The 9,819-nt window shown below is 64.5% G+C and carries 1 protein-coding gene; it reads left to right on the plus strand.

Annotation, left to right across the window (positions count from 1 at the left end; translation table 11 throughout):
* Positions 1 to 761: 761 nt before the first annotated feature.
* Positions 762 to 9,819, plus strand: a 9,058-nt coding sequence (locus AC07NN_RS09805; protein ID WP_494640015.1) for an Ig-like domain-containing protein, incomplete at its 3' end; no start/stop codon positions are given.

Genomic DNA, 9,819 nt, shown 5'->3' on the forward strand with positions numbered 1-9,819 from the left:
GCCGTCGGAATTGAGGCGAACGGCAAGGTTCACCCCACGCTCCCTGCACGCGCGAGAAAACACGCCCCGCAATACACCCGTCAGTTGTTTTTCAATTCCATGCCGCCTGACCGGTCGTCACCACTCACGCGTGTGGAAATTAGAGACTTGCGCGCCCTCGCAGACCACACCGAAGCCGATTCGAATATAGTAAAGCTTATAGGTATCAATGAACTGTCACAGTTCGACTTGGTATGATTTCACCAGGAAGAAAAAGCTTAACTTGTCACGGATTCCAAAAGCACAAATCAGCAAGAGTAAACAATTGAACTTTCACTACCTGCGCGCGGAACGAAGAATGACTTCGAGATAGTAGACAACTTGAATGTGCATATTATCACAATTACGAATATGGTTAACGTCGGGTAAAAATTTATCCTTGCCTAGTTGCTAACACGCGCTTAAAGAACGCTGCTCGTCGATCGTGTCGAACGGTCGTTGGGGTATGGGGGTCAGGCGACCGCTAACAGTCGTGGAGCGTGTGTTTTCACGCTTTCCGACCCGCGACGCCGAAGACGGGGGCGATCTTAACAGCCCTGCCCAACCGCAACTTATCCGAGTGACCGCGACGCGCGCGGCGTGGGGCACGTCTGTTGCTCTACGTCCGTGATCACAAGCCTCACTGTTCCCTTCTGGGACGGGAACGGGAGGCCGCGAAATTCAACGGCGCCGGTGGGGCGCGGGACTAGCGCCCACGGCGGCGACCTTGAGGGGAATTTGAGATGGCTTTCACGCTTAGCGCTATCGCGGGTGACAACACGCTCAACGCGACCGAAGCAGCCGGCAGCATCGCCGTCGGTGGTAGTTCCAATGGCTCCGGTAGCGGCAGCGGCAATGTGACCGTGACCGTGAAAAACTCGGGCGGAACCACGGTGGGTACGTTTACCGCGTCCGCCGGCAGCTCGTGGTCGCTAAGCACCGCCGACGAAGACACCATCAAGAACTTGCCCGATGGCACTTATACGGTGTCCGCCGCGCGCTTGGGCGCGACGACCCAGTCGGTTTCCCTGATTATCGACAAGACTCCCCCCACTACGCCCACGATCACCAGCGTCGCCGATAACGTCGATCCGATCCAAGGCAATGTCGCCGACAACGGCTCGACCAACGATACCGTGCTCGTCCTGACGGGCACGGCGGCAAATGGCGCGTCTGTCAAGGTCTATGACGGCGTCAATCTCCTCGCTACCGTCACCGCAAATGGTTCAGGGGTCTGGACCCACACCACCAGCACCCTCGGCAACGGCACGACGTACGCCTTCAAGGCCACGGTGTCGGACACCGCAGGCAATGTGGCGACGTCCGCCACACACACCGTCACCGTCGACACGACCATCACCGCCCCGACGCTCGTCGTCACCGATGATCAACTGCCCAAAACCGGTGTGGTGAGCAACAACGGCTACACCAACGACACCACCTTGGCGCTAAGCGGTGTCACCGAGGCCGGCTCGACCGTAAAGGTGTACAACGGCGCCAATTTCCTGGGTAACGCCACCGTCACGGGCACGGCCTGGACGTATAGCGCCTCGGGCCTGACCAACGGCGCCTCCTACGCCTTCAAGGTCAACGCCACCGACGCGGCCGGCAATACCATCGACTCCTCGACCACCAACGTCACCGTCGATACCGCAGCCCCGGGCGCCCCGACGATCACCGGCTACGACGACAATGTCGGCCTGAACACCGGGACTCTGACCGCGGCGACCACCGACGACAACTCGGTGAACCTGCGCGGCACGGCCGAGAAGGGCTCGACCGTCACGATCTACAATGGCGCGAGCTTGCTGGGCACGACGACGGCCGACAGCTCGGGGAACTGGAGCTATACGCCCCCGACCCTGACCAACAACACGACCAACGCCTTCAAGGTCACGGCCACGGACGCCGCCGGCAATGTCAGCCTCGACTCGTCCACGTTCAGCCTGAAGTACAGCAACGCCACGCCTGCCGGCACGGTGACGATCACGAACGGGACCGATGACGCCGGCATCTATACCGGCACGATCAACGACAACGGGACCAGCGACGACCAGACGCTGACGCTGAACGGCACGGTCTCGGGCGCTGTCGCGGGCGACACCGTCGTTGTCTATGACGACTCGACCCTCCTCGGCACGGCGACCGTCACGGGCGGCGCGTGGACGTTCACCACGCCGACGCTCGCTTCGGGCGACCACAATCTGATCGCCTATGTCGTCAACTCGTATGGGGCCAAGGGCGTCGCCAGCAGCACGTTCGACTACGCCGTCGACATCACCGGCCCCAGCAACCAGAACCTGACGATCACCGAGGTCGCCGACAATGTCGGCTCCAGCAAGGGTAACCTGAAGAGCGGCGACACGACGGACGATGCGACCCCGACGATCACGGGCGAGATCGATTTCGACACCTGGGCTTCCGATACGATCGGGATCTGGGACGGTTCGACCTATCTCGGCCAGACGACGAGCGGCGGGACCTGGGGTACGGACTGGTCGTTCACGACCCCGACCCTCTCGGCCGGCACGCACGTCCTGACCGCCTACAAGCTCGACGGCTACGGCAACAAGAGCTCGGGCAGCAACTCCTTCACCGTCACTGTTCTCGCGGGGGACACCACGGCCCCGACGGCCACCATTACCTTCGACAAGTCGACGCTGACGGCGACCAGCAACACCGCCACGGTGACGATCCAGACCTCGGAAGACGTCAAGAACCTGACCGACGCCGACCTGACCGTCGAGGGCGGCACGCTGTCGGCCCTGACCAAGGTCAGCGACAGCAAGTACACCGCCACCTTCACCGCCACGGCCGGCGCCGAGACGACCGGCAAGGTCTCGCTCGGCACGGCTTACGAGGATGTGGCCGGCAACGCCGGTACGGCCGCCAACGGCACGCTGACGGTCGACACCAAGGCCCCGACCGCCACGGTGACCTTCGACAAGACCCCGCTGACCCAGGCCGGCGCCACCGCCACGGTGACGATCCAGACCTCGGAAGACGTCAAGAACCTCGACAACGGCGACCTGACCGTCGTCGGCGGCACGCTCTCGACCCTGACCAAGGTCAGCGACAGCAAGTACACCGCCACCTTCACCGCTTCGGGCGACACCGAAACGACCGGCAAGGTCACGCTGGGCACAGGCTATGAAGACCTGAAGGGCAACACCGGTACGACCGCCAACGGCACGACCGTCGTCGACACCAAGTCCCCGACCGCCACGGTCACCTTCGACAAGACCCCGCTGACCCAGGCAGGCGCCACCGCCACGGTGACGATCCAGACCTCGGAAGACGTCAAGAACCTGACCGACGCCGACCTGACCGTCGTGGGCGGCACGCTGTCGACCCTGACCAAGGTCAGCGACAGCAAGTACACCGCCACCTTCACCGCTTCGGGCAACACCGAGACGACCGCCAAGGTCTCGCTCGGCACGGCCTATGAGGATCTGAAGGGCAACACCGGCACGGCTGCCGAAGGCACGACCGTCGTCGACACCAAGTCGCCGACCGCCACGGTCACCTTCGACAAGACGCCCCTGAACGTGGCTGGCGCCACCGCCACGGTGACGATCCAGACCTCGGAAGACGTCAAGAACCTGACCGACGCCGACCTGACCGTCGTGGGCGGTACGCTTTCGACCCTGACCAAGGTCAGCGACAGCAAGTACACCGCCACCTTCACGGCCTCGGGCAACACCGAGACGACCGCCAAGGTCTCGCTCGGCACGGCCTATGAGGATCTGAAGGGCAACACCGGCACGGCTGCCGAAGGTACGACCGTCGTCGACACGAAGGCTCCGACCGCCACGGTCACCTTCGACAAGACGCCGCTGAACGTGGCTGGCGCCACCGCCACGGTGACGATCCAGACCTCGGAAGACGTCCAGAACCTGACCGACGCCGACCTGACCGTCGTCGGCGGCACGCTGTCGACCCTGACCAAGGTCAGCGACAGCAAGTACACGGCGACCTTCACAGCCTCGGGCGACACCGAGACGACCGCCAAGGTCACGCTCGGCACGGGCTATGAAGACCTGAAGGGCAACACCGGCTCGGGCGCCGAAGGTACGACCGTCGTCGACACGAAGGCTCCGACCGCCACGGTCACCTTCGACAAGACGCCGCTGAACGTGGCTGGCGCCACCGCCACGGTGACGATCCAGACCTCGGAAGACGTCCAGAACCTGACCGACGCCGACCTGACCGTCGTCGGCGGCACGCTCTCGACCCTGACCAAGGTCAGCGACAGCAAGTACACCGCCACCTTCACCGCTTCGGGCGACACTGAGACGACCGCCAAGGTCTCGCTCGGTACGGCCTATGAGGATCTGAAGGGCAACACCGGCACGGCCGCCGAAGGCACGACTGTCGTCGACACCAAGGCTCCGACTGCCACGGTGACCTTCGACAAGACGCCGCTGAACGTGGCCGGCGCCACCGCCACGGTGACGATCCAGACCTCGGAAGACGTCCAGAACCTCGACAACGGCGACCTGACGGTCGTGGGCGGCACGCTGTCGACCCTGACCAAGGTCAGCGACAGCAAGTACACCGCCACCTTCACGGCTTCGGGCGACACCGAGACGACCGGCAAGGTCACCCTCGGCACGGGCTATGAAGACCTGAAGGGCAACACCGGCGCGGGCGCGGAAGGCACGACCGTCGTCGACACCAAGGCTCCGACCGCCACCATCACCTTCGACAAGACGGTCCTGAACGTCGCTGGCGACACCGCCACGGTGACCATCCAGACCTCAGAAGACGTCCAGAACCTGACCGACGCCGACCTGACGGTCGTCGGCGGCGCCCTGTCGGGCCTGACCAAGGTCAGCGACAGCAAGTACACCGCCACCTTCACCGCTTCGGCGGCCACCGAGACGACCGGCAAGGTCACCCTCGGCACGGGCTATGAGGACCTGAAAGGCAACACCGGTACGGGCATCGAAGGCACGGTCGTCGTCGACACCGTGGGCCCCTTCGCCACCATCACGTTCGACAAGCCCCTGCTCAACGTCGCCGGCGCCACCGCCACCGTGACGATCGAGACCACGGAAGACGTCCAGAACCTGACGGACGCCGACCTGACCGTCGTCGGCGGCACGCTCTCGACCCTGACCAAGGTCAGCGACAGCAAGTACACCGCCACCTTCACCGCCTCGGGCAATACCGAAACGCTGGGCAAGGTCACCATCGGCACGGCCTATGAAGACCTGAAGGGCAATACCGGCGCGGGCGCCGAAGGCGCGACCGCCGTCGACACCAAGGCTCCGACCGCCACGATCACCTTCGACAAGAGCTCGCTGAACATCGCCGGCGACACCGCCACGGTGACCATCGAAACCTCGGAAGACGTCAAGAACCTCGACGACGCCGACCTGACCGTCGTGGGCGGCACCCTGTCGACCCTGACCAAGGTCAGCGACAGCAAGTACACCGCCACCTTCACCGCTTCGGCCGCCACCGAGACGACCGGCAAGGTCACGCTGGGCACGGGCTATGAAGACCTGGCCGGCAACACCGGCACAGGCAACAACAACACCGTCGCCGTCGACACCAAGGGTCCGACCGCCACCGTCACCTTCGACAAGACGCCGCTGAACGTGGCTGGGGCCACCGCCACGGTGACGATCCAGGCCTCGGAAGACGTCCAAAACCTCGACAACAGCGACCTGACCGTCGTCGGCGGCACGCTCTCGACCCTGACCAAGGTCAGCGACAGCAAGTACACGGCGACCTTCACCGCTTCGGGCAACACCGAAACGACCGCCAAGGTCACGCTCGGCACGGGCTATGAAGACCTGAAGGGCAACAGCGGCTCGGGCGCCGAGGGCACGACGGTTGTCGACACCAAGGCTCCGACCGCCACGGTGACCTTCGACAAGACGCCGCTGAACGTGGCTGGCGCCACCGCCACGGTGACGATCCAGACCTCGGAAGACGTCCAGAACCTCGACAACAGCGACCTGACCGTTGTCGGCGGCACGCTGTCGACCCTGACCAAGGTCAGCGACAGCAAGTACACGGCGACCTTCACCGCCTCGGGCAACACCGAGACGACCGCCAAGGTCACCCTCGGCACGGGCTACGAGGATCTGAAGGGCAACGCCGGCGCGGGCGCCGAAGGCACGACCGTCGTCGACACCAAGGCTCCGACTGCCACCGTCACCTTCGACAAGACGCCGCTGAACGTCGCCGGCGCCACCGCCACGGTGACGATCCAGACCTCGGAAGACGTCAAGAACCTCACGTCCGCCGACCTGACCGCTACGGGCGGCACGCTGTCGACCCTGACCAAGGTCAGCGACAGCAAGTACACCGCCACCTTCACCGCTTCGGGCAACACCGAAACGACCGCCAAGGTCACGCTCGGCACGGCCTATGAAGACCTGAAGGGCAACACTGGTACGGGCGCCGAAGGCACGACCGTCGTCGACACCAAGGCTCCGACCGCCACCGTCACCTTCGACAAGGCCCTGCTGAACAAGGCCGGCGACACCGCCACGGTGACCATCCAGGCCTCGGAAGACGTCAAGAACCTCGACAATAACGACCTGACCGTCGTGGGCGGCACCCTGTCGACCCTGACCAAGGTCAGCGACAGCAAATACACCGCCACCTTCACGGCCTCGACCGCCACCGAGACGACCGGCAAGGTCACCCTCGGCACGGGCTATCAGGACCTGGCCGGCAACACCGGTACGGGCTCCAACGGCACGACGGTCGTCGACACCAAGGCTCCGACCGCCACGGTGACCTTCAACCAGGGCGTGGCCGACCTCGGCGACAACAACTCGACGGTGACCATCCAGACGTCTGAAGACGTCCAGAACCTCACCGACGCCGACCTGACGGCGGAGGGCGGCACGCTGTCGAACTTCACCAAGGTCGACGCCAACACCTATACCGTGAAGTTCACCGCCTCGCCCAACACCGAGACGACCGGCAAGGTCACGCTGGGCACGGGCTACGAGGATCTGAAGGGCAACACCGGCGTCGGCGCCAATGACACCATCGTCGTCGACACCAAGGCCCCGACGGCGACCATCTCGTTCGACAAGACCTCTCTGAACGTCGCCGGCAACAGCACGATCGTCACGATCCAGACGTCGGAAGACGTCGTGAACCTGACGAGCTCCGACGTGTCGGCGACGAACGGCACGCTGTCGAACTTCACCAAGGTCGACGCCAACACCTACACCGTGAAATTCACGGCCGACGGCAACACCGAAGGCACGGGCAAGATCACGCTCGGCACGAACTACCAGGACAGCGTGGGCAACACGGGCGTCGGTACGAACAACAGCATCAGCATCGACACCGACACGCCGAACACACCGTCGATCACCGGCGTCGCCGACAACGTCCCGCCGGTCACGACCAACGTGGCCGACGGCGGCTCGACCAACGACACCACCCCGACCCTCAGCGGCTCGGCCGAGAAGGGCTCGACCGTCACGATCTATAACGGCTCGACTTCGCTAGGTACGACCACGGCCGACAACTCGGGCAAGTGGTCGTTCACGACGGGCACGCTCGGCGAGGCTTCGTACGGCTTCCAGGTCACGGCCACCGACACTGCGGGCAATGTCAGCAGCAAGTCGTCGACCTACGACGTGAAGGTCGACACCACGGCCCCGACGGCGACGCTCAAGGTCGGCGACTCCGACGGCATCCTGAACCTTGCCGACGTCGACACCACCCTGACGATCACCTTCTCGGAATCGGTCGACGGTCTGTCCCTGAGCGACTTCAACGTCGTCGGCGGCACGCTCAGCAACCTGAGCGGCTCGGGCAGCGTGTATACGGCGACCTTCACGGCCAACAGCGGCTACGAAGGCTCGGCGACCATGTCGCTGAAGGCCGACAGCTATACCGACCTGGCCGGTAACCTGGGCAAGTCGGCCAACGGTCCGACCCTGACCGCCGACATGAAGGCCCCGACGGCGACCGTGACGTTCGCCGCCTCCAGCCTGAACGTGGCGAGCAAGACCTCGACCGTCACCATCCAGACCTCGGAAGACGTCCAGGACCTGACCCTTGGCGACCTGGACGCCGATGGCGGCGATCTGTCGGCCTTCACCAAGGTCGACGCCAACACCTACACGGTCCTGTTCACCGCCTCGAACAACACCGAGACCACCGGCAAGGTCACGCTGGCCAACAAGAGCTATCAGGACCTGAAGGGCAATAACGGTTCCAGCGCCTCGGATACCGTCTCGATCGACACCAAGGCTCCGGTCGCCCCGGTGATCACCAAGGCGGTCGACAACGAGAACCCCAACAAGGGCGACGTCGCCACCAACGGCCACAGCAACGACACCACGCCGACTCTGTGGGGCACGGCCGAGAAGGGCGCCACCGTCACGATCTATGACGGCGGTAAGTCGATCGGCACGACGACGGCGAGCAACGGCGGCAACTGGTCGTTCACGCCCGGCAGCGGCCTGAACGAAGGTGCGCATACCTTCACCGCGAAGGCGACCGACGACGCTGGCAACACCGGCTCGGAATCGTCCTCCTACGTCGTGAACGTGGACACGACCGCTCCGACGGCGACCGTGACCTTCGACAAGACGGTCCTGAACGGCACGAACAAGACCGCGACCGTTACGATCCAAACGTCGGAAGACGTCGTGAACCTGACCCTGGCCGACCTGACGGCTGAAGGCGGCACGCTGACGAACTTCAACAAGGTCGACGACAACACCTACACGGTCACCTTCACGGCCTCGAATAACACCGAAACGACCGGCAAGGTCTCGCTCGGCACGGCTTATGAAGACCTGGCCGGTCTTAGCGGTACGGGCGCGAGCGGTACGACGGTTGTCGACACCAAGGCCCCGACGGCGACGGTGACCTTCGACAAGACGCCGCTGAACGTCGCCGGCGCCACCGCCACGGTGACGATCCAGACCTCGGAAGACGTCCAGAACCTGACCAACGCCGATCTGACCGTCGTCGGCGGCACCCTGTCGACCCTGACCAAGGTCAGCGACAGCAAGTACACCGCCACCTTCACCGCTTCGGGCAACACCGAGACGACTGGCAAGGTCACGCTCGGCACGGGCTACGAAGACCTGAAGGGCAACAGCGGCTCGGGCGCCGAAGGCACGACCGTGGTCGACACCAAGGCGCCGACCGCCACCGTCACCTTCGACAAGACGCCGCTGAACGTCGCTGGCGCGACGGCCACGGTGACGATCCAGGCTTCGGAAGATGTCCAGAACCTGACCAACGCCGATCTGACGGTCGTGGGCGGCACGCTGTCGACCCTGACCAAGGTCAGCGACAGCAAGTACACGGCGACCTTCACGGCCTCGGGCAACACCGAGACGACCGGCAAGGTCACGCTCGGCACGGGCTATGAAGACCTGAAGGGCAACAGCGGCTCGGGCGCCGAGGGCACGACGGTTGTCGACACCAAGGCTCCGACGGCCACGGTGACCTTCGACAAGACGCCGCTGAACGTGGCTGGGGCCACCGCCACGGTGACGATCCAGACCTCGGAAGACGTCCAGAACCTGACCGACGCCGACCTGACGGCCGAGGGCGGCACGCTGTCGGGCTTTACCAAGGTCGACGACAACACCTACACCGTGACCTACACGGCCACGGCGGCCACCGAGACGACCGGCAAGGTCACCCTCGGCACGGCTTACGAGGACCTGAAGGGCAACACCGGCGGCGGCGCCAACGGCACGACCACGGTTGACACCAAGGCTCCGGACGCTCCGACCTTCACCAAGGGCGTGGACAATGTGGGTCCGGTGCTGGGCGACGTGAACAACGGTGGCT

The sequence above is a fragment of the Caulobacter sp. GW821-FHT09H08 genome (genome assembly GCF_059415885.1).